Source organism: Geodermatophilaceae bacterium NBWT11 (assembly GCA_014218215.1).
Classification (GTDB): Bacteria; Actinomycetota; Actinomycetes; order Mycobacteriales; family Geodermatophilaceae; genus Klenkia.
The window spans coordinates 1,140,776-1,166,802 of record CP043652.1; the positions used below are offsets into that span (position 1 = coordinate 1,140,776).

The 26,027-nt window shown below is 72.1% G+C and carries 36 protein-coding genes; 6 read left to right on the top strand and 30 right to left on the bottom strand.

Annotation, left to right across the window (positions count from 1 at the left end; all coding sequences use genetic code 11):
• The first annotated feature begins 77 nt into the window (after positions 1 to 77).
• Complete coding sequence (locus F1C76_05340; GenBank protein ID QNG36088.1) at positions 78 to 1,235, top strand: IS30 family transposase; 1,158 nt, start codon at positions 78 to 80, stop codon at positions 1,233 to 1,235.
• A gap of 17 nt (positions 1,236 to 1,252) precedes the next feature.
• Here the strand turns inward: F1C76_05340 and F1C76_05345 are convergent, their stop codons facing one another.
• From F1C76_05345 to F1C76_05380, 8 genes are all read right to left on the bottom strand, one after another.
• Positions 1,253 to 2,680: an NAD(P)H-hydrate dehydratase gene (locus F1C76_05345; protein QNG36089.1), complete on the bottom strand. Its 1,428-nt coding sequence runs from the start codon at positions 2,678 to 2,680 to the stop codon at positions 1,253 to 1,255.
• Positions 2,677 to 3,051: a holo-ACP synthase gene (locus F1C76_05350; protein ID QNG36090.1), complete on the bottom strand. Its 375-nt coding sequence runs from the start codon at positions 3,049 to 3,051 to the stop codon at positions 2,677 to 2,679. The genes F1C76_05345 and F1C76_05350 overlap by 4 nt, the downstream gene beginning before the upstream one ends.
• 1 nt (position 3,052) lies before the next feature.
• Entirely contained in the window at positions 3,053 to 4,915 is a 1,863-nt protein-coding gene (gene glmS, locus F1C76_05355) for a glutamine--fructose-6-phosphate transaminase (isomerizing) (protein QNG36091.1), read from the bottom strand.
• Positions 4,916 to 4,947: 32 nt separating this feature from the next.
• Positions 4,948 to 6,300: a phosphoglucosamine mutase gene (locus F1C76_05360; protein QNG36092.1), complete on the bottom strand. Its 1,353-nt coding sequence runs from the start codon at positions 6,298 to 6,300 to the stop codon at positions 4,948 to 4,950.
• An 11-nt stretch (positions 6,301 to 6,311) separates the two neighbouring features.
• Positions 6,312 to 6,731 (bottom strand): 30S ribosomal protein S9, encoded by a 420-nt coding sequence (gene rpsI, locus F1C76_05365; protein QNG39029.1) that lies wholly within the window; start codon positions 6,729 to 6,731, stop codon positions 6,312 to 6,314.
• A gap of 8 nt (positions 6,732 to 6,739) precedes the next feature.
• Positions 6,740 to 7,183, bottom strand: coding sequence for a 50S ribosomal protein L13 (gene rplM, locus F1C76_05370; protein ID QNG36093.1), 444 nt, complete (start codon positions 7,181 to 7,183; stop codon positions 6,740 to 6,742).
• Positions 7,184 to 7,335: 152 nt separating this feature from the next.
• Positions 7,336 to 8,598, bottom strand: coding sequence for a hypothetical protein (locus F1C76_05375; protein ID QNG36094.1), 1,263 nt, complete (start codon positions 8,596 to 8,598; stop codon positions 7,336 to 7,338).
• 27 nt (positions 8,599 to 8,625) lie between these two features.
• On the bottom strand, positions 8,626 to 9,111 hold the full coding sequence (locus tag F1C76_05380; GenBank protein QNG36095.1) for a carbonic anhydrase: 486 nt from the start codon (positions 9,109 to 9,111) through the stop codon (positions 8,626 to 8,628).
• 65 nt (positions 9,112 to 9,176) lie between these two features.
• Between F1C76_05380 and F1C76_05385 the strand changes: the two genes are divergently transcribed.
• The 3 genes from F1C76_05385 to F1C76_05395 are packed head-to-tail and all read left to right on the top strand — an operon-like array spanning position 9,177 to position 11,334.
• Complete coding sequence (locus F1C76_05385) at positions 9,177 to 10,382, top strand: molybdopterin molybdotransferase MoeA (GenBank protein ID QNG36096.1); 1,206 nt, start codon at positions 9,177 to 9,179, stop codon at positions 10,380 to 10,382.
• A 41-nt stretch (positions 10,383 to 10,423) separates the two neighbouring features.
• Positions 10,424 to 10,849, top strand: a complete 426-nt coding sequence (gene moaC, locus F1C76_05390; GenBank protein ID QNG39030.1) for a cyclic pyranopterin monophosphate synthase MoaC — start codon at positions 10,424 to 10,426, stop codon at positions 10,847 to 10,849.
• On the top strand, positions 10,846 to 11,334 hold the full coding sequence (locus tag F1C76_05395; protein ID QNG36097.1) for a MogA/MoaB family molybdenum cofactor biosynthesis protein: 489 nt from the start codon (positions 10,846 to 10,848) through the stop codon (positions 11,332 to 11,334). The genes moaC and F1C76_05395 overlap by 4 nt, the downstream gene beginning before the upstream one ends.
• On the opposite strand, the gene fdhD is transcribed toward F1C76_05395, so the two are convergent.
• Positions 11,331 to 12,161 carry a formate dehydrogenase accessory sulfurtransferase FdhD gene (gene fdhD, locus F1C76_05400; GenBank protein QNG36098.1) on the bottom strand — a complete coding sequence of 277 codons (831 nt, stop codon included), beginning with the start codon at positions 12,159 to 12,161 and terminating at the stop codon, positions 11,331 to 11,333. The two genes, F1C76_05395 and fdhD, sit on opposite strands and share 4 nt — an antisense overlap.
• Before the next feature lie 41 nt (positions 12,162 to 12,202).
• On the opposite strand from fdhD, the gene F1C76_05405 reads away from it, so the two are divergent.
• A complete protein-coding gene (locus tag F1C76_05405) occupies positions 12,203 to 12,802 on the top strand; it encodes a molybdenum cofactor guanylyltransferase (GenBank protein QNG36099.1) in 600 nt (199 codons plus the stop codon).
• A gap of 9 nt (positions 12,803 to 12,811) precedes the next feature.
• Complete coding sequence (locus tag F1C76_05410) at positions 12,812 to 13,477, top strand: SDR family oxidoreductase (GenBank protein QNG36100.1); 666 nt, start codon at positions 12,812 to 12,814, stop codon at positions 13,475 to 13,477.
• Here F1C76_05410 and truA read toward each other — a convergent pair.
• The 21 genes from truA to rplN all read right to left on the bottom strand — a co-directional run bounded on the left by truA (position 13,470) and on the right by rplN (position 25,928).
• Positions 13,470 to 14,432 (bottom strand): tRNA pseudouridine(38-40) synthase TruA, encoded by a 963-nt coding sequence (gene truA, locus F1C76_05415; protein ID QNG36101.1) that lies wholly within the window; start codon positions 14,430 to 14,432, stop codon positions 13,470 to 13,472. The two genes, F1C76_05410 and truA, sit on opposite strands and share 8 nt — an antisense overlap.
• Positions 14,335 to 15,060 (bottom strand): 50S ribosomal protein L17, encoded by a 726-nt coding sequence (locus F1C76_05420; protein QNG36102.1) that lies wholly within the window; start codon positions 15,058 to 15,060, stop codon positions 14,335 to 14,337. Before F1C76_05420 ends, truA begins: the two co-directional genes overlap by 98 nt.
• A gap of 144 nt (positions 15,061 to 15,204) precedes the next feature.
• Positions 15,205 to 16,269: a DNA-directed RNA polymerase subunit alpha gene (locus tag F1C76_05425; protein ID QNG36103.1), complete on the bottom strand. Its 1,065-nt coding sequence runs from the start codon at positions 16,267 to 16,269 to the stop codon at positions 15,205 to 15,207.
• A 103-nt stretch (positions 16,270 to 16,372) separates the two neighbouring features.
• Positions 16,373 to 16,999, bottom strand: a complete 627-nt coding sequence (rpsD, locus tag F1C76_05430) for a 30S ribosomal protein S4 (protein QNG36104.1) — start codon at positions 16,997 to 16,999, stop codon at positions 16,373 to 16,375.
• A 46-nt stretch (positions 17,000 to 17,045) separates the two neighbouring features.
• Positions 17,046 to 17,450 (bottom strand): 30S ribosomal protein S11, encoded by a 405-nt coding sequence (rpsK, locus tag F1C76_05435; GenBank protein ID QNG36105.1) that lies wholly within the window; start codon positions 17,448 to 17,450, stop codon positions 17,046 to 17,048.
• Between the two features lie 110 nt (positions 17,451 to 17,560).
• Positions 17,561 to 17,935 carry a 30S ribosomal protein S13 gene (gene rpsM / locus F1C76_05440; protein QNG36106.1) on the bottom strand — a complete coding sequence of 125 codons (375 nt, stop codon included), beginning with the start codon at positions 17,933 to 17,935 and terminating at the stop codon, positions 17,561 to 17,563.
• Positions 17,936 to 17,948: 13 nt separating this feature from the next.
• Positions 17,949 to 18,062 carry a 50S ribosomal protein L36 gene (rpmJ, locus tag F1C76_05445; protein QNG36107.1) on the bottom strand — a complete coding sequence of 38 codons (114 nt, stop codon included), beginning with the start codon at positions 18,060 to 18,062 and terminating at the stop codon, positions 17,949 to 17,951.
• 67 nt (positions 18,063 to 18,129) lie between these two features.
• Entirely contained in the window at positions 18,130 to 18,351 is a 222-nt protein-coding gene (gene infA / locus F1C76_05450; GenBank protein QNG36108.1) for a translation initiation factor IF-1, read from the bottom strand.
• Positions 18,352 to 18,600: 249 nt separating this feature from the next.
• A complete protein-coding gene (gene map, locus F1C76_05455; GenBank protein ID QNG39031.1) occupies positions 18,601 to 19,404 on the bottom strand; it encodes a type I methionyl aminopeptidase in 804 nt (267 codons plus the stop codon).
• Between the two features lie 67 nt (positions 19,405 to 19,471).
• On the bottom strand, positions 19,472 to 20,092 hold the full coding sequence (locus F1C76_05460; protein QNG36109.1) for an adenylate kinase: 621 nt from the start codon (positions 20,090 to 20,092) through the stop codon (positions 19,472 to 19,474).
• Complete coding sequence (secY, locus tag F1C76_05465) at positions 20,092 to 21,402, bottom strand: preprotein translocase subunit SecY (GenBank protein QNG36110.1); 1,311 nt, start codon at positions 21,400 to 21,402, stop codon at positions 20,092 to 20,094. Before secY ends, F1C76_05460 begins: the two co-directional genes overlap by 1 nt.
• 183 nt (positions 21,403 to 21,585) lie before the next feature.
• Positions 21,586 to 22,032: a 50S ribosomal protein L15 gene (locus F1C76_05470; GenBank protein ID QNG36111.1), complete on the bottom strand. Its 447-nt coding sequence runs from the start codon at positions 22,030 to 22,032 to the stop codon at positions 21,586 to 21,588.
• 25 nt (positions 22,033 to 22,057) lie between these two features.
• A complete protein-coding gene (rpmD, locus tag F1C76_05475) occupies positions 22,058 to 22,240 on the bottom strand; it encodes a 50S ribosomal protein L30 (protein QNG36112.1) in 183 nt (60 codons plus the stop codon).
• Between the two features lie 2 nt (positions 22,241 to 22,242).
• Complete coding sequence (locus F1C76_05480; GenBank protein QNG36113.1) at positions 22,243 to 22,902, bottom strand: 30S ribosomal protein S5; 660 nt, start codon at positions 22,900 to 22,902, stop codon at positions 22,243 to 22,245.
• Between the two features lie 31 nt (positions 22,903 to 22,933).
• Positions 22,934 to 23,350 carry a 50S ribosomal protein L18 gene (locus F1C76_05485; GenBank protein QNG36114.1) on the bottom strand — a complete coding sequence of 139 codons (417 nt, stop codon included), beginning with the start codon at positions 23,348 to 23,350 and terminating at the stop codon, positions 22,934 to 22,936.
• Positions 23,350 to 23,889 carry a 50S ribosomal protein L6 gene (locus tag F1C76_05490; GenBank protein ID QNG36115.1) on the bottom strand — a complete coding sequence of 180 codons (540 nt, stop codon included), beginning with the start codon at positions 23,887 to 23,889 and terminating at the stop codon, positions 23,350 to 23,352. The genes F1C76_05485 and F1C76_05490 overlap by 1 nt, the downstream gene beginning before the upstream one ends.
• Before the next feature lie 12 nt (positions 23,890 to 23,901).
• A complete protein-coding gene (gene rpsH, locus F1C76_05495) occupies positions 23,902 to 24,312 on the bottom strand; it encodes a 30S ribosomal protein S8 (protein QNG36116.1) in 411 nt (136 codons plus the stop codon).
• Between the two features lie 96 nt (positions 24,313 to 24,408).
• A complete protein-coding gene (locus F1C76_05500; GenBank protein ID QNG36117.1) occupies positions 24,409 to 24,594 on the bottom strand; it encodes a type Z 30S ribosomal protein S14 in 186 nt (61 codons plus the stop codon).
• Between the two features lie 19 nt (positions 24,595 to 24,613).
• The gene (rplE, locus tag F1C76_05505) at positions 24,614 to 25,219 is read right to left on the bottom strand and encodes a 50S ribosomal protein L5 (GenBank protein QNG36118.1); all 606 of its coding nucleotides are present in this window, start codon (positions 25,217 to 25,219) and stop codon (positions 24,614 to 24,616) included.
• Between the two features lie 2 nt (positions 25,220 to 25,221).
• Positions 25,222 to 25,536, bottom strand: coding sequence for a 50S ribosomal protein L24 (locus F1C76_05510; GenBank protein QNG39032.1), 315 nt, complete (start codon positions 25,534 to 25,536; stop codon positions 25,222 to 25,224).
• A 23-nt stretch (positions 25,537 to 25,559) separates the two neighbouring features.
• Entirely contained in the window at positions 25,560 to 25,928 is a 369-nt protein-coding gene (gene rplN, locus F1C76_05515; protein QNG36119.1) for a 50S ribosomal protein L14, read from the bottom strand.
• Between the last annotated feature and the right edge of the window lie 99 nt (positions 25,929 to 26,027).

Consider the following 26,027-nt stretch of genomic DNA (forward strand, 5'->3'; position numbering starts at 1 on the left):
CAGAGGTCCTGACGAGAAGCGCGGCGGTCTCAACGGGTGGATGCAACAGCCTCTGCAGATGATCACGGTGTCGTGGTCTGAGGGGTGGTCCGGTGGGGTTGTCGGTGGAGCAGCAGGATCAGTTGTGGGCGCGGTGGCGGGCTGGTGAGTCACTGCGCGGGATCGGCCGGTCGTTGGGGTTGTCCCATGCCACGGTGCACCGGCATGTCACGGCGTGTGGTGGTAGACGACCGGCGGTGCGGCGGCGGGGGCCGCTGGCGTTGAGCGTGGTCGAGCGGGAGGAGATCAGCCGCGGGATCGCCGCCGAGGCGTCGGTGCGGGCGATCGCGCGTGTGTTGGGGCGCGAGCCCTCCACGATCAGCCGGGAGCTGGCCCGCAACGGCGGGCGGGAGGCCTACCGGGCCGCAGCAGCCGATGCCGCGGCCGATCGTCGGGCGCTGCGACCCAAGCCGGCGAAGCTGGCAGTCAACGGCCGGTTGCGCGCCGAAGTGCAGCGTGGGCTGGCCCTGGAGTGGTCACCGCAGCAGATCGCGTCACGCTTGGTCGTGGACTTCCCCGACGATGAGGCGATGCGGGTCTCCCACGAGACGATCTACCTGACCTTGTTCGTGCAGGCCAGGGGCGGGTTGGCCCGTGAGTTGACCCGGTCGTTGCGCACCGGTCGGGCGACCCGGCACCCGCGCGGGGCCAAGCTTCCCTCCGGGCGGGGGCAGCTGCACGGGATGGTCCCGATCTCCGAACGACCCGCCGAGGCCACCGACCGGGCGGTCCCCGGGCACTGGGAGGGCGACCTCGTCTTGGGCAAGCTGCCCAGTGCAGTGGCCACCCTGGTGGAGCGCACCACCCGGTTCGTGGCGTTGGTGGCGCTACCGGAAGGCAAGAAGGCCGAGCAGGTCCACCCGGCTCTGGCCGCAGCGATCAGGCGGGTGCCAGCCCAGCTGCGCCGGTCCCTGACCTGGGACCAGGGCAAGGAGATGGCCGCCCACGCACAGTTCACCGTGGCCACCGGCGTCGACGTCTATTTCTGCGACCCCAAGAGCCCCTGGCAGCGAGGCAGCAACGAGAACACCAACGGCCTCCTCCGCCAGTACCTGCCCAAGGGCGCCGACCTCACGGCCTTCACCCAGCACGACCTCGACGCCATCGCCGCACGACTCAACGGCAGACCCCGCCAGACCCTGGGCTGGAAGACTCCCGCCGAAGCATTCAACGAGGCCGTTGCACACACCCGTTGAGACCGCCGTCCTTGTCGTCAGGTGTGGGTGAGGCGGCGGACGGCGGCGGGGAGGTGGCGGACCAGGTCGGAGGCGATCAGCGGGCCCTGCGCGGCGGCGAGCTGGCCGGCGCGGCCGTGCAGGTGGGCGGCGGCCGCCGCGGCCTCCACGGCGGGGAGCCCGGTCGCGAGCAGCGCGCCGGCGATGCCGGAGAGCACGTCCCCGGTGCCGGCGGTGGCCAGCCAGGGGGTGCCGGTGCCGTTGACGAAGGCGGTGCCGTCGGCGTCGGCGACCACCGTGGCGTCGCCCTTGAGCAGCACGGTCACGCCGAGGTCGGCCGCAGCGGCCCGGGCGGCACCGATCCGGTCGGCGCCCAGGTCCCAGCCGAAGCGGGTGAACTCCCGGTCGTGCGGAGTCAGCACGGTGGGGGCCGACCGGTCGCGGGCCAGGGCCGGATCGCGGGCGAGCAGGGTGAGCCCGTCGGCATCGACGAGCACCGGGAGGTCCGTGGCCAGCACCTCGGCGAGCACGGCGGCCGCGTCGTCGTCGGTGCCCATCCCGGGGCCGACCACCCAGGCCTGCACCCGGCCGGCGTCCGACGGTCGGCCGGCGGTGACGATCGCCTCGGGCCAGGCGGCCCGGACCCCTTCGGCGGCGGTGCCGGCGTACCGGACCAGGCCGGGCCGGGTGCGCAGCGCGGCGCCGGTGCAGAGCACGCCCGCACCGGGGTAGGTGGCCGATCCCGCGACGACGCCGACGACGCCCTGGCTGTACTTGTCGTCCCCGGCGCCGGGGTCGGGCAGCCGGTCGGCCACCTCGGCGTCGGTGAGCTGTCGGGCGGACGGCGCCGGCAGCTCCAGGCCGATGTCCACCAGGTGCACGGTGCCGGCGTGCCCGCGTCCCTCCCCCACGACCAGACCGGCCTTCACCGCGCCGAGGACGACGGTGTGCTGGGCCGGGAACGCCTCGCCGTCGACGGCCCCGGTGTCGGCGTCCACCCCGCTGGGCAGGTCGACGGCGACGAGCAGCCCCGGTCCGGCCACCGCCCGGGCGACGACGTCGGCGGCGGCCGGCCGGAGCCCGCCCCGGCCGCCGATGCCGACGATCCCGTCCAGCACGAGGTCGGCGCGCTCCAGTCCGGCGGCGCCGGGGTCGGTGACGGTGCGGCCCCCGGCCCGGCGGAGGGCGGCGAGACCGGCCGGGTGAGCCCGGTCGGGGTCCAGGAGCAGCGCGGTGACCGCGGCCCCGCGGCCGGCGAGGAAGGCCCCGGCGAACAGGGCGTCGCCGCCGTTGTCCCCGGCCCCGACCAGCAGGACCACCCGGACGCCGACCGCCCGGCCGACCAGCCGCAGGCACACGGTGGCCAGTCCGGTCGCGGCGCGCTGCATCAGGGCGCCCTGGGGCAGCCGGGCCAGCAGGTCGGCCTCCGCCGCCCGCACCTGGTCGGCGGTGTACAGCCCGGTCACGCGTCCGCCTCTGCGATCACCACGGCCGAGGCGATGCCCCCGTCGTGGCTCAGCGACACGTGCCAGCCGGTCACCCCGAGCAGTGCGGCCCGGGCGGCCACCGTGCCGCGCACCTCGATGAGCGGACGGCCGTGCTCGCCGACGGTCACCTCGGCGTCGTGCCAGTGCAGGTCCCCGGGGGCACCGAGGGCCTTCGCGAGTGCCTCCTTGGCCGCGAACCGGGCGGCCAGGGACTCACCGCTGCGTTCGGCCCCGGACGGCGTCCGCTGCTCGGCGGCGGTGAACAGCCGGTCCCGCAGCCCCGGCGTCCGGGTGAGCGAGGCAGCGAACCGCTCCACCGGACACACGTCGATCCCGACCCCGACGATCACCTCATTCCACGGTGACGGACTTGGCCAGGTTGCGGGGCATGTCGACGTCCAGGCCGCGGGTGTCGGCGATCTCGCAGGCCAGCACCTGCAGCGGGATCGTGGTGACCACCGGGGCGAGCAGCGTGGGCGTGCGGGGCACCCGGATGACGTGGTCGGCGTAGGGCAGCACGTCGTCGTCGCCCTCCTCGGCGATCACGATGGTGCGTGCCCCGCGGGCCCGGACCTCCTGGATGTTGGAGACCACCTTGCCGTGCAGCGACTCCCGGCCGCGGGGGGACGGCGCGATCACGATGACCGGGGTGCCGTCGCCGATCAGCGCGATGGAGCCGTGCTTGAGCTCGCCGGCGGCGAAGCCCTCGGCGTGGATGTAGGCCAGCTCCTTGAGCTTGAGCGCGCCCTCCAGGGCCACCGGGTACCCGACGTGCCGGCCCAGGAAGAGGATCGTGGACTCGGTGGCCAGCGACCGGCCCAGCGCGCGCACCTCGTCCATGCCCGAGAGCACCTGGGACACCTGCTCGGGCAGCTGGCGCAGCTCGGCGACGACGGCGGCGACCTCGTCCTCGTACTTCAGCCCGCGCACCTGGGCCAGGAAGAGCCCGACCAGGTAGCAGGCCACGATCTGGGTGAGGAACCCCTTGGTCGAGGCGACGGCGACCTCGGGTCCGGCCCGGGTGTAGAGCACCGCGTCGGACTCGCGCGGGATCGTCGAGCCGTTGGCGTTGCAGATCGCCAGCACCCGGGCCTGCTGCTCCTTGGCGTGCCGCAGCGCCATCAGGGTGTCCATCGTCTCCCCGGACTGGGAGATGACGACGACCAGCGTCGAGCGGTCGAGCACCGGGTCCCGGTAGCGGAACTCGCTGGCCAGCTCGACCTCGACCGGGATCCGGGTCCAGTGCTCGATGGCGTACTTGGCGATGAGACCGGCGTGGTAGGCGGTGCCGCAGGCGATCACGAAGACCTTGGTGACCCCGCGCAGGTCCTCGTCGGAGATCCGCACCTCGTCCAGCACGATCTCCCCGCGCTCGCCGAGGCGGCCCAGCAGGGTGTCGGCGACGGCCTGGGGCTGCTCGGCGATCTCCTTGAGCATGAACCAGTCGTAGCCGCCCTTCTCGGCGGCCGCGGCGTCCCAGTCGACGGAGTAGGCCAGCGGCTCGACGGTGTTCCCGGCGAAGTCGGTGACGGTCACGCCGCGGGTGCGGTGCAGCTCGACGACCTGGTCCTGGCCCAGCTCCAGGGCGTCGCGGGTGTGCCCGATGAAGGCGGCGACGTCGGAGCCGAGGAAGTACTCGCCGTCCCCCACGCCGACCACGAGCGGGGAGTTGCGGCGCGAGGCGACCAGCGTGTCGGGCTCGGCGGCGTGGCTGGCGACGAGGGTGAAGGCGCCCTCGAGCCGGCGGGAGACGACCCGCATGGCCTCGGCCAGCCGGCCCGGGCCCTCGGGCAGCGTGGGGTACACCGCGGCCAGCAGGTGGGCGACGACCTCGGTGTCGGTCTCGGAGGTGAACTCGACCCCGGTGGCCTCGACCTCGGTGCGCAGGGAGGCGAAGTTCTCGATGATCCCGTTGTGGATCACCGCCACGGTGCCGTCGGCGGAGGTGTGCGGGTGGGCGTTGCGGTCGGTCGGCCCCCCGTGGGTGGCCCAGCGGGTGTGCCCGATCCCGATCGTGGACGCCGGGAGCGCCTTCTCGGCGAGCTCCTTCTCCAGGTTCGCGACCTTGCCGGCCTTCTTGGCCGTGGCCAGCCGCCCGTCGGCCAGGACGGCGACCCCCGCGGAGTCGTACCCCCGGTACTCCAACCGGCGCAGGCCCTCCAGGACCACGTCCAACGCGTTCTGAGGACCGACGTACCCCACGATGCCGCACATGGGGTCTGACGATACGTCCCCCGGGGGCGTCCTCAGACGGCGGCGACGACCTCGGCGAGCCGGTGCGCGACCTCGTCGGCCTGCTCCTGGGTGGGGGCCTCGACCATCACCCGGACCAGCTGCTCGGTGCCCGAGGGGCGCAGCAGCACCCGCCCGGTGTCGCCGAGCTCCTCCTCCGCGGCGTTGACCGCCCGGGCGACGTCCTCGTCCTCGGCGACGGCGATGCGGTCGCTCACCGACACGTTCACCAGCACCTGCGGCAGCTTCTGGACGACGGAGGCGAGCTCGGCCAGCGAGGAGCCGGTGGCCGACATCCGGGCCAGCAGGGCCAGCCCGGTGAGCAGGCCGTCGCCGGTGGTGGCCCAGTCCAGGAACACCAGGTGCCCGGACTGCTCCCCGCCCAGGGACAGCCCGCGCGAGCGCAGCGCCTCCAGCACGTAGCGGTCCCCGACCGCGGTGGTGGCCACGGTGATGCCGGCGTCGCGCATCGTGTGGTGGAAGCCCAGGTTGCTCATCACGGTCGCGACGACCGTGTCGCCGACGAGCTCACCGCGCTCGTGCAGGTCCAGGGCGCAGATGGCGAGGATCTGGTCGCCGTCCACCAGCTCGCCGGTGGCGGTGACGGCCAGGCAGCGGTCGGCGTCCCCGTCGTGGGCGATGCCGATGTCGGCCCCGGTGGCGGCCACGGCGTCCCGCAGCGGCCCCAGGTGGGTGGAGCCGATGCCGTCGTTGATGTTCCAGCCGTCGGGGTCCCCGCCGATGACGTGCACCTGGGCGCCGGCCCGGCGGTAGACCTCCGGGGCGCAGACCGAGGCGGCGCCGTGCGCGCAGTCGACGACGACACGGACCCCGGCGAGCGGACGGCGCAGCGAGGACAGCACGTGCTCCACGTAGCGGGAGCCGGCGTCGGGCAGGTCGCGGACCCGGCCGACGTCGGCGCCGGTGGGCCGGTGGTCGGGGGCGTCGCTGGCCGACAGGTGGCCGGTGATCCGACGTTCGATGGCCGCCTCGACCGCGTCGGGCAGCTTGTGCCCACCGCGGGAGAACAGCTTGATGCCGTTGTCGGGCATCGGGTTGTGACTGGCCGAGATCATCACGCCGAGGTCGGCGCCGGTCTGGGCGGTCAGGAAGGCGACGGCGGGGGTGGGCAGCACGCCCACCCGCAGCACCTCGGCGCCCGCGCTCGACAGGCCCGCCACCACGGCGGCCTCGAGCATCTCCCCGCTGGCACGGGGGTCGCGGCCGACGACCGCGACGGGACGCTGGGTCCCGTCGCGGTCGGCGAGCACGCTGGCGGCAGCACGTGCCACCGAGAGGGCCAACTCCGGCGTGAGGTCGGCGTTGGCCCGACCCCGGACGCCGTCGGTCCCGAAGAGGCGACCCACGGACTGCCCGGTCAGCGCTTGGAGTACTGGGGCGCCTTGCGCGCCTTCTTCAGGCCGTACTTCTTGCGCTCGGTGGCCCGCGGGTCACGAGTGAGGAAGCCGGCCTTCTTCAGCGCCGGACGGTCGTCGGGCTCGACCTCGATGAGCGCCCGGGCGATCGCCAGACGCAGCGCACCGGCCTGGCCGGAGACGCCGCCACCGTGGAGCAGGCCGACCACGTCGTACTGCTCGTTCTTCTCGAGGATCACGAACGGCTCACGGATGAGCTGCTGGTGGACCTTGTTCGGGAAGTACTCCTCGATGGTCCGGCCGTTGAGCTTGAACTGGCCGGTGCCGGGGAGCAGGCGCACCCGGACGATGGCCTCCTTGCGGCGGCCGACGGTCTGGATCGGGCGACCGTCGGCGTCGGTCACGGTCTGGGGGGCCGTCATCGGGGTGGTCACTGGGACACCTGCTTGATCTCGTAGGTCTGGGGCTGCTGGGCGGCGTGCGGGTGCTCGGGCCCGGCGTAGACCTTGAGCTTGGAGAGCATCTGCCGGCCCAGCGTGTTGTGCGGCAGCATCCCCTTGACGGCGCGCTCGATGACGCGGTCGGGACGGGTCTTGATCTCGTCGCCGACGTTGATGGCCTTGAGGCCGCCCGGGTGACCCGAGTGGCGGTAGGCCGTCTTCTCGTCGCGCTTGGAGCCGGTCAGCGCGACCTTGCCCGCGTTGATGACGACGACGAAGTCGCCGACGTCCATGTGCAGGGCGTACATCGGCTTGTGCTTGCCGCGCAGGAGCTGCGCGGTCTGGCTGGCCAGTCGACCGAGCACCACGTCGGTGGCGTCGATGACGTGCCAGGCCCGGGTGATGTCACCGGGCTTGGGGGTGTACGTGCGCACGGGGGCCCACTTCCTCGTCGTCGGAGTGGCTGGTGGAGTCGCCTCACCGAGAACGGGAGACGGGATCGAAGACGATCGACAGCGCGCGTGCACCAGCCGGCAGGCGCGCCAGCGGACGACGATACCAGCCGGGCGGACCCCGACCGCCCCGGTCAGCCGTCGATGAGGTCGCGCTGCTGCGGCAGCAGGGTGTTCATCTGGGAGTAGTCGTCGATCGCGGTCACGCCCAGCACGTCGAGGCTGGCCAGGTAGCTGCCGAAGCCCACGTAGCACCGCTGGTAGAACGACGTCCCGGTGTCGTCGGAGGCGAAGACGAAGCAGGGCGCGTCGGGGATGGCCGGCAGCACGAACGGGGTGCCGCCGAACTCGGTGGTCTCCAGCGTGCGGAAGCCCTCGTAGACGGCGTTGGTCTGCGCCGAGGTCGGGAAGGCGTAGAGCGCGACGGCGTACTCGAGGTCCGTGGCGTCGTCGCCGGACTGCTTGGCGTAGAAGCCGGTGAACCCGTTGCTGCCGAGCAGCGTGCGCTCGGCGATCGGGTCGATGGCGAAGCGCAGGTAGCCCTCGAGGTCGTAGCCGCCGGTGAACCGGGTCGGGTCCCCGGGCGGCGCCAGGGCGTACTGGGCCAGGTCCAGGGGGTCGGAGTCCAGGTCGGGCACCTGGTCCTGGGGGGTGGGCTCGAAGGTCGCCAGCAGGGCCAGCTGGTCCTGCAACTGCCGGGTCAGCAGGTCCACCGCTCCCCCGGCGGGGGCGTCCACGAACGCGTAGGCGAGCATCCGCCCGGTCGGCACCCAGGCCTGCGCGGTGTCGGTCGGGTTCCCCGCCGAGTCGGCTCCCCCGGCGGTCAGCGCCCCGGTGACACCCAGGTCGGGCAGCTCCACCGGCTCGGTGCCGCCGAGGTCGTAGTCCAGGCCGATCTCGTTGAGCGCCTCGGCGGCCGCGACCGCCGAGTCGGGGTCGCTCATCTCCGCGGCCAGCGTCAACGAGCCGTTGTTCGCCACGTCCTGGTTGCAGTTCCCCCACCCGGCCACGAAGCCCCACCGGTCCAGCTCCTGCTCGACCCGGCCGTCCCCGAAGTAGAGGACGTCGATGCCGCTGGCGCTGCCGAAGGGACCGGAGGGGAAGCAGCCCTCGGTGCGCTCGGGGCTGGTGGTGGAGATCAGCGAGCTCACCGAGGCGATCCGCCGGGCCTCGGCACCGGTGCCCGGCCCGATCTCCGGCGCCGGCGTCACCTGACCCGTGGGGGCCTCGCTGGTCTCCGGCGCCTCCGAGGAGCTCTCCGGCGCCTGGGACGTGCCCGCCGCCACCGGGCTGGCCGTGCCGTCCACGGTGCTCGTGCACCCGGTGAGCAGCAGCGCGCCGGCGAGCACCCCCGCGGCGAGGGCATGCGGGCGGGCGGGGGCCGTCGGGGTGCGCACGGCGGTCATCTTACGAGACAGCCCTGGTCAGGAGACCTCACGCAGGCGACCGGTGTCGACGTCGTACACCGTGCCGCGGACGTCGTGGGAGAGCAGGTACGGGGTGGCGCGCAGCAGCCGCAGCGACTCCCGGACGTCCTCGTCGACGTCGGTGAAGGTGCGGGCCGGCCACGGGGGCCGGTGCCCGGTGGCCGCCTCGACGACGTCGGCCAGCCCGGCGTCGTCGGTCTTCTGCAGGCCGCAGTCGGTGTGGTGCACCAGCACGACCTGCCGGGTGCCCAGCAGGTGCTGGCTGATCGTCAACGACCGCAGCGTGTCGTCGGTGACCACCCCGCCGGCGTTGCGGATGACGTGGGCGTCGCCCACCTCGAGGCCCAGCAGCGGGAACAGCGGCATCCGGGAGTCCATGCACGCCACCACGGCGACGTGCCGGGCGGGGCGGACCGGCTTGGACCCGGGGAACCGGGTGACCCAGTCGGCGTTGGCGGCCAGCATCGCGTCGATCTCGTCCACGCTGGCAACCTAGCCAAGGCCGTGGCGCCGGGCACGCCGACCGTGGCCCGGGTGAGGATGGGGTCGTGCGCACCGTCGAGGAACACCAGCAGGTCGTCGCCGACCTCCTCCGCAGCACCGGGACCGAGGAGGTGCCCCTGGCCCGCGCGGCCGGCCGGGTCCTCGCCGAGGACGTGACGGCCGCCGTCCCGTTGCCGGTGTTCACCAACTCCGCGATGGACGGCTACGCCGCCCGCTGGGACGACGTCGGGTCTGCCACCGAGCAGACGCCCGTCCGGCTCCCGGTGACCGCGGACCTCCCGGCCGGCCGGGTCGACGTGCCCGTGCTGGAGCCCGGCGCGGTGCACCGGATCATGACCGGCGCCCCGATGCCGGCCGGTGCCGACGTCGTCGTCCCGGTCGAGCGCACCGACGGCGCCACCGACACCGTCACGATCACCTCCTCCCCCGGGCGCGGCACGCACCTGCGGCACGCCGGGGAGGACATCGCCGAGGGCGCGTTGGCCCTGGCCGCCGGGGTGGTGCTGGGCTCCTCCCAACTGGGGTTGGCGGCGTCCATCGGGCGGTCCACCGTCGTCGTCCGCCGTCGTCCCCGGGTGCTGGTGCTGTCCACCGGCAGCGAGCTGGTCGCCCCCGGGGAGCCGCTGGCACCGGGGCAGATCTACGAGTCCAACTCCCTGCTGCTGGCCACCGCGGTCCAGGACGCCGGCGGCGAGGCCCGCACGCTGCACTTCGTGCCCGACGACGTCGAGCAGTTCCTCGAGACCGTGCGCGCCGAGCTCGCCACCGCCGACCTGCTGCTCACCAGCGGCGGGGTGAGCATGGGCGCCTACGAGGTGGTCAAGGACGCCTTCGGCGCACTGGGCACCGTCGAGTTCCTCAAGGTCGCGATGCAGCCCGGCGGCCCCCAGGGCTGCGGCACCGTGGACGGCGTCCCGGTGGTCACCCTGCCGGGCAACCCGGTGAGCTCCTTCGTCTCCTTCGAGGTGTTCGTCCGCCCCGCGCTGCGCCGGGCGATGGGCATCACCCACCCCGGCCGGCTGCGCACCACCGCCCGGCTCACCGGACCCCTGACCTCCCCCGCCGGCAAGCGGCAGTTCCTGCGGGGCTGGTTCGACGGCGGCGAGGTCTCCCAGGTCGGTGGGCCCGGTTCGCACCTGGTCGCCCACCTCGCCCGCGCCAACTCCCTCGTCGTCGTCCCCGAGGACGTCACCGCGCTGCCCGCCGGCAGCTCGGTCGAGGTCGTCCTGATCGAAGGAGCACTCCAGTGACCAGCGGCTTCACCCACCTCGACGCCTCCGGGGCCGCCCGGATGGTGGACGTCACCGAGAAGGCCGTCACCGCCCGCGTCGCGACCGCCGCCGGCCGCGTGCTGGTCAGCCCCGAGGTCGTCGCCCTGCTGCGCGGGGAGGGCGTGCCCAAGGGCGATGCCATCGCCGTCGCCCGGATCGCCGGCATCGCCGGGGCCAAGCGGACCCCGGACCTCATCCCGCTGTGCCACCCCGTGGCCCTGCACGGCGTCACCGTCGACCTCGAGGTCACCGACGAGGCGGTGGAGATCACCGTGACCGCGCGCACCGCCGACCGCACCGGCATCGAGATGGAGGCGCTGACCTCGGTGGCCGTCACCGGGCTGACCGTCATCGACATGGTCAAGGCCGTCGACCCGCGCGCGGTCATCACCGACGTCCGGCTGCTCGCGAAGTCCGGCGGCAAGAAGGGCGACTGGACCCGATGACCCTCCCCGCAGGCGCCCGCGCCGTCGTCGTCACCGCCTCGAACCGGGCCTCGGCCGGGGTCTACGAGGACCGCTCCGGCCAGGCGCTGGCCGCCGGGCTCCGCGAGCTCGGCTTCACCGTCGAGGGCCCGCACGTGCGCCCGGACGACGTCGACCAGCTCGCCGCCGTGCTCCGCGAGGCGGTCGCCTCCGGCGCCGACGTCGTGCTCACCACCGGCGGCACCGGGCTCACCCCCACCGACGTGACCCCGGAGGCCACCCGGCTCGTGCTCGAGCGCGACGCCCCCGGCATCGCCGACGCCGTCCGCCGGTACGGGCAGCCCGCCGTCCCCACCGCGGTGCTGTCCCGCGGACTGGCCGGGACGGCCGGGCGGACGCTGATCGTCAACATGCCGGGTTCCACCGGCGGGGTGCGCGACGGGCTCGCCGTGCTCGGGCCGCTGCTGCCCCACGTGGTGAGCCAGCTCCGCGGCGGCGACCACTAGGCGGGCAGCACCAGCCGGCGGGTGTGGCTGTAGACGTTGCACCCGTCGCCGCGGAGGAAGCCGACCAGGGTGATGCCGGTGGAGTCGGCGAGCTCCACGGCCAGCGAGCTGGGGGCCGAGACCGCGGCCAGCACCGGGATGCCGGCCATCGCCGCCTTCTGCGTCAGCTCGAAGCTGCTGCGTCCGCTGACCATGAGCACGTGCCCGGCCAGCGGCAGCCGGCCAGCTCGGACGGCGTCACCGACCACCTTGTCCACCGCGTTGTGCCGGCCCACGTCCTCGCGCAGCGCGACCAGCTCGCCCTCCGCGGTGAACAACCCCGCCGCGTGCAGGCCGCCGGTGCGGTCGAAGACCTCCTGCTCGGCCCGCAGCCGGTCCGGCAGCGCGAGCAGGGTCTCCAGGGTCAGCCGGGTCTCGTCACCGGGGACGTCGAAACGCGTCTTGGTCCGGATCGCGTCGATGCTCGCCTTGCCGCAGACCCCGCACGAGCTGGTCGTGTAGAAGTTCCGGTCCAGCGCGGTGTCCGGGGCCTCCACGCCGGGCGCGAGGTCCACGTCGACGACGTTGTAGGTGTTGCGCCCGGCGTCGTCGACGGAGTCGCAGTACCGCAGCGAGAGCACGTCGTCCGCCGAGGCGATCACGCCCTCGGTGACCAGGAACCCGTGCACCAGGTCGAAGTCGTCGCCCGGGGTGCGCATGGTGACCGCCAGCGGCGTCCCGTCCAGCCGGATCTCCAGCGGCTCCTCGCTGGCGACGGTGTCGGGTCGGGTGGCCACGTGGGGCCCCCGGATGCGCAGCACCGGTGTCCGGCTGGTGACTCGTCCCACGCCGTCGACGGTACGCACCGGCAGCGACCTACGGTCACCCCGTGAGCCCGCTGCCGCCCTACGCCGCCGTCGTCCTGGCCGGGGGCCGGGCCGCCCGGCTCGGCGGTCGCGCCAAGCCCCAGCTGGAGGTCGGCGGGCGCACCATGCTCGGTCTCGTCCTGGACGCCGTCGCCGACGCCGCGACCCGCGTCGTCGTCGGCCCCCCGCAGCCGACCCCCGACGGCGTCCGGGTGGTCCGGGAGGAGCCGCCCGGCGGCGGCCCGGTCCCCGCGCTGCGGGCGGGGCTGGCGGCGGTGGACACCGACGTGGTCGCCGTCCTCGCTGCGGACCTCCCCTTCGTCACGGCCGCGGTGCTCCAGGAGCTCCGCGGCCGGCTGACCGGGGACGGCGTGCTCGTCGTCGACGCCACCGGTCGCGACCAGCACCTGCTCGGGGTCTGGCGGACACCGGCCCTGCGCGCCGCGGTCGCCGACGTGCGGGGCCCCACCTCGATGCGGGCGGTGCTCGCCGACCTCGCCGTCCGCCGGCACCGCCCCGCCGTGGCGCCCGGCCGACCCGCTCCCTGGACCGACTGCGACACCCCCGCCGACCTCGAACGCGCCCGCCAGGCCGCGGGACTGCCCCGGCCGCCCGCGGGGTAGGCCGGGGACATGCGCATCGTCATCGCCGGAGCCCACGGACAGATCGCCCGCCGACTCGGCCGCCTGCTGGCCGGTCGCGGCGACACCGTCGTGGGCATCGTCCGCAACCCCGACCACACCACCGACCTCACCGCCGACGGGGTCGACCCCGTCGTCCTGGACCTGGAGCAGGCCTCCGCCGACCAGGTGACCGACGTCGTCCGCGGCGCCGACGCCGTGGTCTTCGCCGCCGGCGGCGGCCCGGACAGCGGCGTCGCCCGCAAGGACACCGTCGACCGGGGCGCCGCGGTGCTGCTCGCCGACGCCGCCGAGGCCGCCGGTGTGCGGCCCTACCTGCTGGTGTCCTCGATCGGCGCGGACTCCGTCGCCGACGGCGCCGTCCCCGAGGGCATGGACGACGGTTTCGTGGCCTACCTGCGCGCCAAGCTCGCCGCCGAGCAGGACGTGCTGCCCCGCACCGGCCTGGACACGACCGTGCTGCGCCCGGTCACCCTCACCGACGGTCCCGGTGTGGGCACCGTCGAGCTGGCCCCGCACGTCGAGCACGGCGAGGTCACCCGGGACGACGTCGCCGCGGTCCTCGCGGCCCTGCTGGACCACCCCGCACCCGGCGTGGTCGTCGAGCTCAACGGCGGCAGCACCCCGATCGACGAGGCCGTCGCCGCCCTCAGCTGAGCAGCGGGTCGTCCCGGCGGGCCCGGGTGGTGCGCGTGCGGGCGGCCAGCTGGTCATCGGGCGGGTAGTCCACCGCGACCAGCGTGAGCCCGCCCGCCGGGGCCACCGGCACGTCGTCGGCCCGGGTGGTGCGGCTCAGCAGCGAGGCCGGCCACCCGGGCTCCCGCCGCCCCTCGCCCACCGCGAGCAGGGCACCGACGAGGCTGCGCACCATCGAGTGGCAGAAGGCATCGGCCGAGGCGGCCACGGTGACCAGGTCGCCGTCGCGCTGCACGTCCAGCTCCAGCAGGACCCGGATGGTCGTCGCGCCCTCCCGGCGCCGGCAGAAGGCCGCGAAGTCGTGCTGCCCCAGCAGCAGGGCCGCCGCCACCCGCATCGCCGGGACGTCCAGGCTGCGCGCCCAGGCCGCGGTGTCGGCCCGGCGCAGCGGCGGGGGCCCGGAGACGGCATCGGTCAGCCGGTAGACGTAGTGCCGGCCCAGGGCGGCGAACCGGGCGTCGAAGTCGCTCGGGACGGCTGTCGCGGAGGTGACCGCGACGTCGGGGGGCAGGACCCCGCGCAGCCGGCGCAGCAGCTTCGCCTCGTGCTGCGCCCACAGGGCGGCGGGGACGTCGAGGTGGACCACCTGGCCGGTGGCGTGCACCCCGGCGTCGGTGCGCCCGGCGACCGTCAGGTCCACGTCGTGCCGCAGCACCGTGGCCAGGCCCAGCTCGAGCTCCTCCTGCACGGTGCGCTGCGCGGGCTGCCGCGCCCAACCGTGGAAGGCGGCCCCGTCGTAGGAGACGCCCAGCCGAACGCGGACGAGCCCGCCACCGGGGTCGGTGGCGGGCTCGTCCGTGGTGCTGGTCAGGCTCGGGTCACTTCGGGTCGGGCTCGGACTCCCCGCCGGGGGCGTCCGTGCCGGCCGTGGCGGCGTCGCTGTTCTCCGCGGCGTTGACCTCGGCGGCCGCAGCATCGGCGACGTCGGGCGAGACGCCCTCGGCCTCGACGACGACGCCGTTCTCGGCGGTCGGCTGCTCCTCGGTGGTGTTCTCGTCCTGGACCTCGTCGTCGGGGCTGTAGACGTCGGTGACGGCCTGCTCGGCGTCGGCCTGGTCGCTGGCCTCGTCGGCGATCTCCTCGGAGGTCGCGGTCACCTCACCGGCAGCAGAGGCGCCACCGGCGCCGGCGGCGAACCGGGTGCCACGGGCGCGCTCGGCCTCGCCGACGGCCTCCTGGGCCACCGTGAGGGCCTCGACGAGCTCGATGACGGCCATCGGGGCGTTGTCGCCCTTGCGGGGGCCGACCTTCGTGATCCGGGTGTAGCCGCCGGGGCGGTTCTCGAAGCGCGGGCCGATCTCGGCGAAGAGGTGGTGGACCACGTTCTTGTCGCGGACGGTGGTCATCACCTGACGACGGGCGTGCAGGTCGCCGCGCTTGGCCAGCGTGACGAGCTTCTCGGCCAGCGGACGCAGCCGCTTAGCCTTGGTCTCGGTGGTGGTGATCCGGCCGTGCTCGAAGAGCGACGTGGCGAGGTTCGCCAGCATCAGCTTCTCGTGCGCCGGCGATCCGCCGAGGCGGGGGCCCTTGGTGGGAGTGGGCATGTCGGTCCTTCCTCAGGCCGCCGGATCATCCGTGGCCGCGCGTTCATCTGATGGGTGATGCTCCGGTCCCGGCCGTGCCGGTCCCGGCGGGATCCCGCTGTCGCACCGCCCCGGGTGGGGCGGTGCGACGACGGGGTCCGTCGATCAGAGCTGCTCGGTCTCCCGGAAGTCGCCCTCGGTGTACTGCTGGCCGTCGGCGTACTGGTTCTCGCCGGGGTAGCTGTCGTCGTAGGTCTCGTCGTAGCTCTCCACCGAGGTGGGGACGAACCCGGGCGGGCTGTCCTTGAGCGCGAGGCCCATGGCAGCGAGCTTGAGCTTGACCTCGTCGATCGACTTCGCACCGAAGTTGCGGATGTCGAGCAGGTCGGCCTCGGAGCGGGTGACGAGCTCACCGACGGTGTGCACGCCCTCGCGCTTCAAGCAGTTGTAGGAACGGACGGTGAGGTCCATGTCCTCGATCGGCATCGAGAAGTTCGCGATGTCGGCGGCCTCGGCCGGGCTGGGCCCGACCTCGATGCCCTCGGCGTCGACGTTCAGCTCGCGCAGCAGGCCGAACAGCTCCACCAGGGTGGAACCGGCCGAGGCGATGGCGTCACGCGGCTCCATCGACGGCTTGGTCTCGACGTCGACCACGAGGCGGTCGAAGTCGGTGCGCTGCTCGACGCGGGTGGCCTCGACGGCGTAGGTCACCTTGAGCACCGGGGAGTAGATCGAGTCGACCGGGATGCGGCCGATCTCCTGGCCGGGCTGCTTGTTCTGGGTGGCCGGCACGTAGCCGCGGCCACGCTCGACGACGAGCTCGATCTCCAGCCGGCCCTTGGCGTTCAGGGTCGCGATGTGGAGCTCGGGGTTGTGCACCTCGACACCGGCCGGGGGCGCGATGTCGGCGGCGGTGACCTCACCGGGGCCCTGCTTGCGCAGGTACATGGTGACGGGCTCGTCGGAGTCCGAGCTCACGACCAGGCCCTTGAGGTTCAGGATGAGCTCGGTGACGTCCTCCTTCACCCCCGGCACGGTCGTGAACTCGTGCAGGGTGCCCTCGATGCGGATGCTGGTGACAGCGGCACCGGGGATCGAGGACAGCAGGGTGCGACGCAGCGAGTTGCCGAGCGTGTAGCCGAAGCCGGGCTCGAGGGGCTCGATGACGAAGCGGGACCGCGAGGCGTCGATGGCCTCTTCGGTCAGGGTGGGGCGCTGGGCGATGAGCACGGTTCTCCTCCAGGGTCCTCCGGCGACCGCAATATGACGCCGTGAGGGTGACGTGCCGGTGGGGCGGGCGTCTGTCTGCCCGCCCCACCGTCCTACGGGTGGATCACTTGCTGTAGAGCTCGACGATCAACTGCTCCTGGACCGGGGTGTCGATGACCTGGCGGGCCGGGATGGAGTGCACGAGCACCTTGAGCTGGCTGCTGATCACCTCGAGCCACGCAGGGACCGGCTTGGAGCCGGCCTCGGCCTGGGCGACCTGGAACGGCACCATCTCGGTGGACTTGGCAGCCACCTCGACGATGTCGTTGGCCGACACGCGGTAGGAGGGGATGTCGACCTTGCGGCCGTTGACCTTGATGTGGCCGTGGCGCACCAGCTGGCGGGCCATGTCACGGGACTTGGCGAAACCGGCGCGGTAGACCACGTTGTCGAGACGGGTCTCGAGGATCTGCAGCAGGACCTCACCGGTCTTGCCGGACTTCTTGTTGGCTTCCTGGTAGTAGCCGCGGAACTGCTTCTCCAGCACGCCGTAGATGCGACGGGCCTTCTGCTTCTCACGCAGCTGCAGCAGGTACTCGCTGTCCTTGGTGCGACCGCGACCGTGCTCACCCGGGGGGTAGGGACGGATCTCGATCGGGCACTTGGCGGACTCGCACTTGCTCCCCTTGAGGAACAGCTTCATCTTCTCGCGCCGGCACAGGCGGCAGTCGGCTCCGGTGTAACGGGCCACGGTGGTGTCTCCCTGGTTTCTGAGAAAGTCAGTCGATGCGCGCGGGTCAGACCCGGCGGCGCTTCTTGGGGCGGCAGCCGTTGTGCGGCTGGGGGGTGACGTCGGAGATCTGCCCGACCTCGAGGCCCGTGGCCTGGAGGGAGCGGATGGCGGTCTCGCGGCCGGAGCCGGGACCCTTCACGAAGACGTCGACCTTCCGCATGCCGTGCTCCTGCGCCTTGCGCGCGGCGTTCTCGGCAGCCATCTGCGCCGCGAACGGCGTGGACTTGCGCGAGCCCTTGAACCCGACGTGGCCGGCCGAGGCCCAGCTGATGACGTTCCCGGTGGGGTCCGTGATCGACACGATCGTGTTGTTGAAGGTGCTCTTGATGTGCGCCGCGCCGTGAGCGACGTTCTTCTTCTCCTTGCGGCGCACCTTCTTGGCGCCTGCCGCGCGTGCCCTGGGAGGCATGACTCTCTTCTCTGTTCGTGGCCTGGGTGGTGCGGAGGTGGTGCACCCGGCCGCCCCCTCTGCGGGGGCGCAACGGCCGGGCTGGTGAGCCGGTGAGGGCTACCGCTGGGTCAGCGGGCCTTCTTCTTGCCGGCGATCGTCTTGCGCGGGCCCTTGCTGGAGCGCGCGTTCGTCTTGGTGCGCTGTCCGCGGACGGGCAGGCCACGACGGTGACGCAGGCCCTGGTAGCAACCGATCTCCACCTTGCGGCGGATGTCGGCGGCCACCTCACGGCGCAGGTCGCCCTCGACGCGGAAGTGCTCGTCGATGTAGTCGCGGAGCTTCAGCAGGTCCTCGTCGGAGAGGTCCTTGGCACGCAGGTCCGGGCTCACGCCCGTCGCGTCCAAGGTGGCCTTCGCCGAGGTCCGGCCGATGCCGTAGATGTAGGTGAGCGCGATCTCCATCCGCTTCTCGCGGGGAAGATCGACACCAGCCAGTCGTGCCATGTCGTGTACTCCCTCAGCCCTGGCGCTGCTTGTGCCGGGCGTTGTCGCAGATGACCATGACCCGGCCGTGCCGGCGGATCACCTTGCACTTGTCGCAGATCTTCTTGACCGACGGCTGGACCTTCACCGGGCCGCCCTCATTTCCTGGTAGTTCGTGGGTCGCGGGCCCCACCCGGAGGGGCGGGCCGCGGAGGTCACTTGTAGCGGTAGACGATCCGACCGCGCGTGAGGTCGTAGGGCGAGAGCTCCACGACGACGCGGTCCTCGGGCAGGATGCGGATGTAGTGCTGACGCATCTTGCCGCTGATGTGCGCGAGCACGCGGTGCCCGTTCTGGAGTTCCACCCGGAACATCGCGTTGGGGAGCGGCTCGACGACTCGACCCTCGACCTCGATGGCCCCGTCCTTCTTCGCCATTCCCTACAGCGCCTCCCGATCTGGTGTACTCCAGTGACCGTGCACTGGCTCGCGGCACCCACGCCGGAGACGGCGCGGGTGGTGGTGCGGGTGTCTGGTGCGGACGTACTCGCAGAGGGCGCCCACCGGCGTGCGGCCACAGCACGACGACAGACGACGCGAACGCCAGCGGTGACTGTACCCCGGGATCACCAGAGGCTCCAACTGTGCCCCTGGTGATCCTGCGGACCCGGACGGCCGGGTCATGACCTACGAACGGGGGGTGATGCCGAAGGGGGCGAGGCCGGCGACGCCGCCGTCCTCGGCGGTGAGCACCCAGGGGCCCTCGGGGGTGATCGCCACGGTGTGCTCGAAGTGCGCGGCCCGCGACCCGTCCTTGGTGATGACGGTCCAGCCGTCCTCGAGCTCGACGGTGGCCGGGTCGCCCACGGTGACCATCGGCTCGATCGCCAGCGCCAGGCCGGGGACCAGCTTGGGCCCCCGACCGGATCGGCCGTAGTTCAGCACGTGCGGGTCCTGGTGCATCTCGGTCCCGATGCCGTGCCCGCCGTAGTGGTCGACGATCCCGTAGGAGTGCTCGTGGGCGGTGATGGACTCCTCGACCGCGTGGCTGATGTCGGTCAACCGACCTCCGACCAGGGCCTTGGCCAGCCCCGCCCACATCGACGTCTCGGTGACCGCCATCAGCGCGGCGTCCTCGGCGGAAGGCTCCCCCACCGTCACCGTGATCGCCGAGTCGCCGTGCCACCCCTGCAGGATCGCCCCGCAGTCGATGGAGATGTTGTCCCCGGCGGACAGCGTGCGACCCGACACCGGGATGCCGTGCACGATCTCCTCGTTGATCGAGGCGCAGATGCTGCCGGTGAACCCGTGGTACCCCAGGAACGACGGGATGGCCCCGGCGGTCCGGATGTGGTCCTCGGCGATGGCGTCGAGCTCACCGGTGGTGACGCCCGGACGCACCTCGGCCCGCACCGCGGCCAGGGCCCCGGCCACCACGAGCCCTGCTGCCCGCATCAGCTCGATCTCGTGTGCGGTCTTGATCTGGATCATGCGTCCCCTCCACTTGGCCAGCAGCGGCACCCGGGAGAGCAGGTCGGCGCTCATCGCGCGACGTCCCTCATCGGTCGGTGGGCTGCTCGGCTGTCTCGTCGTCGTCGCGCTGGTGGCCCAGGGCCACCAGGGCACGGGCGGTGACCTCGTCGATCTCGCCGATCGCGTCGATGGTCGCCAAGAGACCCGTCTGGTCGTACCAGCCCGACAGCGGCGCGGTCTGTTCCCGGTAGACCTCCAGGCGGTGCCGGACGGTCTCGGGCTTGTCGTCCTCGCGCTGCACGGGCTTGCCGTCGACGACCACGACACGACCCGACAGGCGGCGCACCAGCTCGTCCTCGTCCACGACGAGCTCCAGCACGCAGTCCAGGTGCTGGTCGAGCTCGGTCAGGGAGTCCCGCAGCTGCTCGGCCTGCGCGATGGTGCGGGGGAACCCGTCGAGCAGGAACCCCGCCTTGGCGTCGGGCTCGGCCAGCCGGTCGCTGACCATCGCCACCGTGATCTCGTCGGGGACGAGGTCCCCGGCGTCCATGTAGACCTTGGCCTGGGTGCCGAGCTCGGTCTTCCCGGTGACGTTGGCCCGGAAGATGTCGCCGGTGGAGATGGCCGGGACGCCCAGCTCGCCGGCGATGATCTGCGCCTGGGTGCCCTTGCCCGCTCCGGGGGGACCCAGCAGGACGACGCGCACTACTTCAGGAACCCTTCGTAGTTGCGCTGGTTGAGCTGCGTCTCGATCTGCTTCACCGTCTCCAAGCCCACTCCCACCATGATCAGCACCGCGGTCCCGCCGAACGGGAAGTTCTGGTTCTGCCCCTCTTGGGTGACCGAGAGGAACAGGTTGGGCAACACTGCCACCAGCCCCAGGTAGATCGACCCCGGCAGGGTGATCCGGGAGAGCACGTACTGGAGGTACTCGGCCGTCGGGCGGCCGGGACGGATGCCCGGGATGAAGCCGCCGTAGCGCTTCATGTCCTCGGCCCGCTCCTCCGGGTTGAACGTGATCGACACGTAGAAGTACGTGAAGAAGATGATCAACGCGAAGTAGATGGCGATGTGGATCGGGCTGGACTGGTTGATGACGTAGTTCTCGAAGAACTGGCGCACACCACCGGTCGCGTCGCCCTGCAGCTGGGTGATCAGCTGCGGCAGGTACAGCAGCGACGAGGCGAAGATGACCGGGATGACACCGGCCTGGTTCACCTTCAGCGGCAGGTAGGTCGACGTCCCGCCGTACATGCGGCGGCCCACCATGCGCTTGGCGTACTGCACCGGGATGCGGCGCTGGGCCTGCTCGACGTAGACCACCGAGGCGATGACCACCAGGGCCAGCACGCAGACCAGCGCGAAGACCAGGCCACCACGGGTCTGCAGGATCGAGCCGCCCTCGGCCGGGATGCGCGCGGCGATCGAGGTGAAGATCAGCACGGACATGCCGTTGCCGATCCCCTTCTCGGTCAGCAGCTCGCCCAGCCACATGATCACGGCGGTGCCGGCGGTCAGCGCGATCACCAGCACGACCGTGGTCCAGATCGAGTCGGAGGGGATCAGCTCCTGCTGGCAGTTCGGGAACAGCTGGCCACTGCGGGCCAGCGCGATGATCCCGGTGCTCTGCAGCACCGCCAGGGCGATCGTCAGGTAGCGGGTGTACTGGGTCAGCTTGGCCTGACCCGACTGCCCCTCCTTCTTCAGCTGCTCGAACCGCGGGATGACCACGACGAGCAGCTGCACGATGATGCTGGCCGTGATGTACGGCATGATCCCGAGCGCGAAGATCGACAGCCGCAGGAGCGCGCCGCCGGAGAACAGGTTGACCAGGGAGTAGACGTCCCGCTGGTCGGAGGCGTTGGCCTGGTCGAGGCAGCTGTTGATGGCCTCGATCGAGACGCCGGGTCCGGGGACGCTGGCGCCCAGCCGGTACACGGCGATGATCGCCAGGGAGAACAGAAGCTTGCGCCGGAGGTCTGGCGTCCGGAACGCCGCGGCGAACGCCTGCAGCACGTGCCCTCCCCGAGTCGGTCGTGTGAGGTTAGCAACGAGGGTGCCCGACCGGTCGCCGGGTCACCCTCAGGGTCTCCCGGCGCCGGCGCCGGGCTCCCCTGGTGCGCCACCGGCGCCCGTCGGAGGACGGGCGCCGGACAGCACGGACCCCCGGGGTGCAGGTGCACCCCGGGGGTCGGTGGGTCAGATCTGGGTGGTGCTGCCCCCGGCTGCGGAGATCTTCTCGATCGCCGATGCGGAGAAGGCGTGGGCGTGGACGGTGACGGTGACGCCACCGAGCTCGCCGGTGCCCAGGATCTTGACGGGCTGGCCCCGCCGGACGGCGCCGGCGTCAGCCAGCGTGTCCGGGGTGAGGGCACCGCCGTCGGGGAACAGGGAGGCGATCCGGTCGAGGTTGACGACCTGGAAGACGACCTTGTTCCGGGGGGTGAAGCCCGAGAGCTTGGGCAGACGCTGGAACAGCGGCGTCTGACCACCCTCGAAGCGGGCCGAGACCTGGACGCGCGAGCCGGAGCCCTTGGTGCCGCGACCGGCGGTCTTGCCGCGCTTGCCGCCCTCACCACGACCCACACGGGTCTTCTTGGCGTGGGCGCCGGGTGCCGGGCGCAGGTGGTGGACCTTGAGAGTCATGTCAGTGTTCCTTCTCGTCCGCAGCTCAGACGATCTCTTCGACGGTGACCAGGTGCGGCACCGTCGCGACCATCCCGCGGATCTCGGGACGGTCCTCCTGCACGACCGAGTCGTTGATCCGCTTGAGACCCAGCGACCGCAGCGTCTGACGCTGGTTGGGCTTGGTCCCGATCTTGGACTTGATCTGGGTGACCTTGATCTGGCTCATGCTCAGGCCCCCTGACCGGCACGCGCCCGCAGCATGGCGGCGGGGGCGACGTCCTCGAGGGGCAGACCACGGCGGGCCGCGATCTCCTCGGGGCGGACGAGGTCCTTCAGCGCCTGCATGGTGGCGTGCACGATGTTGATCGGGTTGGAGGACCCGAGGCTCTTGGAGAGCACGTCGTGGATCCCGGCGCACTCGAGCACGGCACGCACCGGACCACCGGCGATGACGCCGGTACCCGGGCTGGCCGGCTTGAGCAGCACGACACCGGCCGCCGCCTCACCCTGCACGGGGTGCGGGATGGTGCTGGCGATGCGGGGCACCCGGTAGAAGTGCTTCTTGGCCTCCTCGACGCCCTTGGCGATCGCCGCGGGCACCTCCTTGGCCTTGCCGTAGCCGACACCCACGGTGCCGTCGCCGTCGCCGACGATCACCAGGGCGGTGAAGCTGAAGCGACGACCGCCCTTGACGACCTTCGAGACGCGGTTGATGGCCACGACCCGCTCCATGAACTGGCTCTTCTCGGCGGGACCGCCGGGGCCCCGACCGCCGCCGTCCCGACGGTCGCGACGGTCGTTGCCGCCCTGACCGCCCTGGCCGCCCTGTCCGCCGCCGGTGCCACCGGCACCGCCGGCGCCACCGCCGCGTCGCTGTGGTCCTGGCATCAGACGTCCCTCTCGATCTTCGTGTCGTTCATCAGAAGTCCAGCCCCGCGTCGCGGGCGCCGTCGGCGAGTGCCGCCAGCCGTCCGCTGTAGCGGTTGCCACCGCGGTCGAAGACGACGGCGGTGATGCCGGCGGCCTTCGCGCGGTCGGCCACGAGGGCCCCGACCTGACGGGCGAGGGCGGACTTGTCGCCCGCGGTGCCCTTCAGGCTGGCGTCCATCGTCGAGGCGTGCACCAGGGTGATGCCCTGGGTGTCGTCGACGACCTGCACGTGGACGTGGCGCGAGCTGCGCTTGACGACCAGGCGGGGGCGCTCGGGCGTACCGGAGACCCGCTTGCGGAGCCGGTTGTGCCGACGCAGTCGCGAGGTGCGACGCGCGGTGCTGGCGTCGGTGCCCACGGGCTTGTGCACCCGGGCCACCTTGTCGTTGGTCTGTGTCTGTGCCATCACTTGCCCGTCTTCCCGACCTTGCGCTTGACGACCTCGCCCTGGTACCGCACGCCCTTGCCCTTGTACGGGTCGGGCTTGCGCAGCTTGCGGATCTTGGCGGCGACCTCGCCGACCTGCTGCTTGTCGATGCCGGCGACCTTGAAACGGGTCGGGGCCTCGACGGTGAAGGTGATCCCCTCGGGGGCCTTGATGAGCACCGGGTGGCTGAAGCCGAGCGCGAACTCGAGGTCCGAGCCGCGGGCCTGCACGCGGTAACCGACACCGACGATCTCGAGGGTCTTGACGTAGCCCTCGGTGACACCGGTGATCATGTTCGCGATGAGCGTGCGGGAGAGACCGTGCAGTGCGCGGCTCTCACGCTCGTCGTCGGGGCGCTGCACGAGCAGCGAGCCCTCGTCGCTCTTCTCGACGAAGATCGGCGCGGCGACGGTGTGGGTGAGGGCGCCCTTGGGGCCCTTCACGTTGACCGTGCGGCCGTCGATGGCGACATCGACACCACCGGGCACCGTGACCGGGAGTCGTCCGATACGTGACATCTCGAGCTCCCCTTACCAGACGTAGGCGAGGACTTCCCCACCCACGCCCTTCTTGTTCGCCTGCTTGTCGGTCAGCAGACCGGTCGAGGTGGAGATGATCGCCACCCCGAGGCCGCCGAGGACCTTGGGCAGAGCAGTGGACTTCGCGTAGACGCGCAGGCCGGGCTTCGAGACCCGCCGGACGCCGGCGATGCTGCGCTCGCGGTTGGGGCCGTACTTGAGGTCGACCACCAGCTCCTTGCGGACCTGGCCGTCCTTCTCGACGTCGTTGACCTTCCAGCCGGCGATGTAGCCCTCCTGCTGGAGGATCTCCGCGACCTTGGTCTTGAGCTTCGACGAGGGCATGGCCGCGGCATCGTGGTACGCCGAGTTGGCGTTCCGGATGCGCGTCAGCATGTCCGCGATCGGGTCGGTCATCGTCATGTGTTCGTCGTGCCTCTCTCACCGCGGTTCCCGCCGCGCTCTGCGGGGGCCTCTCGGCGATCGGTGGTGCAGGAGGTGGTGCCTACGGAGCGCAGGTCACCAGGAGGACTTGGTCACGCCGGGGAGCTCGCCCGCGTGGGCCATCTCCCGGACGCAGATCCGGCACAGGCCGAACTTGCGGAAGACCGCGTGGGGGCGGCCGCAGCGCTGGCAGCGGGTGTAACCCCGGACCTTGAACTTGGGGGTGCGGTTCGCCTTGTTGACGAGAGCCTTCTTGGCCATGGTGTCTCCTCGTCCCGGGTCAGCGGGTCGTCTGCACGACGGTCCGGCCGGCGAAGGGGAAGCCCAGGAGGCTGAGCAGCTCGCGACCCTCCTCGTCGTTGGTGGCGGTGGTGACCAGCGTGATGTCCATGCCACGCGGGCGGTCGATCCGGTCGACGTCGATCTCGCGGAACATCGACTGCTCGGTGAGGCCGAAGGTGTAGTTGCCGTGGCCGTCGAACTGGGTGGAGCTCAGCCCACGGAAGTCACGGATGCGGGGCAGGGCCAGGCTGAGCAGCCGGTCCAGGAACTCCCACATGCGGTCGCCCCGGAGGGTGACCTTCGCACCGATCGGCATGCCCTCGCGCAGCTTGAACTGGGCGATGGACTTGCGGGCCCGGACCACGGCGGGCTTCTGCCCGGTGATCGCGGTGAGGTCACGGACGGCGCCGTCCATCAGCTTGGCGTCACGGGTGGCCTCACCCACGCCCATGTTGACCACGATCTTGGTCAGACCGGGGATCTGCATGACGTTGGCGTACCCGAACTCGCTCATCAGCGCCGGCGCGATGTCCGAGCGGTAGTGGGCGAGCAGCCGCGGCAGCTGCCGGGTGGCGGGGGCGTTCTGCGTGGTGGTCTCAGTCATGGTCACAGGTCCTTGCCGGAACGCTTCGAGACGCGGATGTTGCGGCCGTCCTCGTCCTTGCGGTAGCCGATGCGGGTCGGGGTGCCCTCGGAGTCGATCACCATCACGTTGCTCACGTGGATGGCGGCCTCCTGGGTGACGATCCCGCCGGACTGTGCACCGCGCTGGCTCGTGCTCACCCGCGTGTGCTTCTTGATGCGGCCGATGCCCTCGACGAGCACCTTGCCGGTCTTGGGGAAGGCGGCGATGACGCGGCCCTTGGCCCCCTTGTCCTTGCCGGACAGGACGACGACCTGGTCGCCCTTCTTGACCTTCAGCGAAGGCGTCTTGTCAGCCATGTTCACAGCACCTCCGGGGCGAGCGAGATGATCCGCATGAAGCGCTTGTCGCGCAGCTCGCGGCCGACGGGCCCGAAGATGCGGGTCCCGCGGGGGTCTCCGCTGTCGCGGATGATGACGGCGGCGTTCTCGTCGAACCGGATGTATGAGCCGTCGGGACGACGACGCTCCTTCACGGTGCGGACGATGACGGCCTTGACGACGTCACCCTTCTTGACCCCTGCGCCGGGGAGGGCGTCCTTCACGGTGCCGACGATCACGTCGCCGATGCCCGCGTAGCGACGACCCGAGCCACCGAGGACACGGATGCACAAGATCTCCTTGGCACCGGTGTTGTCGGCGACGCGCAGTCGTGACTCCTGCTGGATCACTGCGTAGCTCCTGGGTTCTGTGGGTTGACCGCCGGGCCGAGACGGTGAAGCGGCGGTCGGGACTGACGTGCGACAGCCGGCGGCTCTCGCCGCCGGCCG

Coding starts and splice junctions, on each gene's coding strand:
- F1C76_05470 (QNG36111.1), bottom strand. CDS start 22,032: ATGACTCTCAAGGTCCACCACCTGCGCCCGGCACCCGGCGCCCACGCC.
- rplE (QNG36118.1), bottom strand. CDS start 25,219: ATGACTGAGACCACCACGCAGAACGCCCCCGCCACCCGGCAGCTGCCG.
- F1C76_05490 (QNG36115.1), bottom strand. CDS start 23,889: ATGTCACGTATCGGACGACTCCCGGTCACGGTGCCCGGTGGTGTCGAT.
- rpsK (QNG36105.1), bottom strand. CDS start 17,450: ATGCCTCCCAGGGCACGCGCGGCAGGCGCCAAGAAGGTGCGCCGCAAG.
- infA (QNG36108.1), bottom strand. CDS start 18,351: ATGGCGAAGAAGGACGGGGCCATCGAGGTCGAGGGTCGAGTCGTCGAG.
- map (QNG39031.1), bottom strand. CDS start 19,404: ATGATCCAGATCAAGACCGCACACGAGATCGAGCTGATGCGGGCAGCA.
- truA (QNG36101.1), bottom strand. CDS start 14,432: ATGCTGCGGCCGCCGAGGTCAACGCCGCGGAGAACAGCGACGCCGCCA.
- F1C76_05410 (QNG36100.1), top strand. CDS start 12,812: ATGCGCATCGTCATCGCCGGAGCCCACGGACAGATCGCCCGCCGACTC.
- F1C76_05480 (QNG36113.1), bottom strand. CDS start 22,902: ATGCCAGGACCACAGCGACGCGGCGGTGGCGCCGGCGGTGCCGGTGGC.
- rpsI (QNG39029.1), bottom strand. CDS start 6,731: ATGACGGCCCCCCAGACCGTGACCGACGCCGACGGTCGCCCGATCCAG.
- rpmD (QNG36112.1), bottom strand. CDS start 22,240: ATGAGCCAGATCAAGGTCACCCAGATCAAGTCCAAGATCGGGACCAAG.
- rpsH (QNG36116.1), bottom strand. CDS start 24,312: ATGACGATGACCGACCCGATCGCGGACATGCTGACGCGCATCCGGAAC.
- rpsM (QNG36106.1), bottom strand. CDS start 17,935: ATGGCACGACTGGCTGGTGTCGATCTTCCCCGCGAGAAGCGGATGGAG.
- F1C76_05395 (QNG36097.1), top strand. CDS start 10,846: ATGACCCTCCCCGCAGGCGCCCGCGCCGTCGTCGTCACCGCCTCGAAC.
- F1C76_05500 (QNG36117.1), bottom strand. CDS start 24,594: ATGGCCAAGAAGGCTCTCGTCAACAAGGCGAACCGCACCCCCAAGTTC.
- glmS (QNG36091.1), bottom strand. CDS start 4,915: ATGTGCGGCATCGTGGGGTACGTCGGTCCTCAGAACGCGTTGGACGTG.
- F1C76_05485 (QNG36114.1), bottom strand. CDS start 23,350: ATGGCACAGACACAGACCAACGACAAGGTGGCCCGGGTGCACAAGCCC.
- moaC (QNG39030.1), top strand. CDS start 10,424: ATGGTGGACGTCACCGAGAAGGCCGTCACCGCCCGCGTCGCGACCGCC.
- F1C76_05420 (QNG36102.1), bottom strand. CDS start 15,060: ATGCCCACTCCCACCAAGGGCCCCCGCCTCGGCGGATCGCCGGCGCAC.